A 285-nucleotide genomic window follows, 5' to 3' on the forward strand; every position below is an offset into this window, starting at 1 on the left:
CAGAAGTGAAACGCCGTAGCGCCGATGGTAGTGTGGGGTCTCCCCATGTGAGAGTAGGGAACCGCCAGGTTATTATTTAAAGTCTGTGCAAAAGCGCAGATTTTTGCTGATATGGCTCAGTTGGTAGAGCACACCCTTGGTAAGGGTGAGGTCCCCAGTTCGAATCTGGGTATCAGCACCATTAATTTAGTTCGGCAGAAATTGAAAAGAATTTGCCTGGCGGCCGTAGCGCGGTGGTCCCACCTGACCCCATGCCGAACTCAGAAGTGAAACGCCGTAGCGCCG

At 52.6% G+C, this 285-nt stretch carries 1 tRNA gene and 1 rRNA gene; both read left to right on the forward strand.

Annotation, left to right across the window (positions count from 1 at the left end):
* Positions 1-105 precede the first annotated feature (105 nt).
* A tRNA-Thr gene (locus tag GN208_RS17955) sits at positions 106-181 on the forward strand.
* Between the two features lie 34 nt (positions 182-215).
* A 5S ribosomal RNA gene (gene rrf, locus GN208_RS17960) occupies positions 216-285 on the forward strand; the annotation flags it as partial.

The sequence above is a fragment of the Morganella sp. HSTU-ASny43 genome, from assembly GCF_022819185.1.
In the GTDB taxonomy this organism is placed as follows: Bacteria; Pseudomonadota; Gammaproteobacteria; order Enterobacterales; family Enterobacteriaceae; genus Morganella; species Morganella morganii.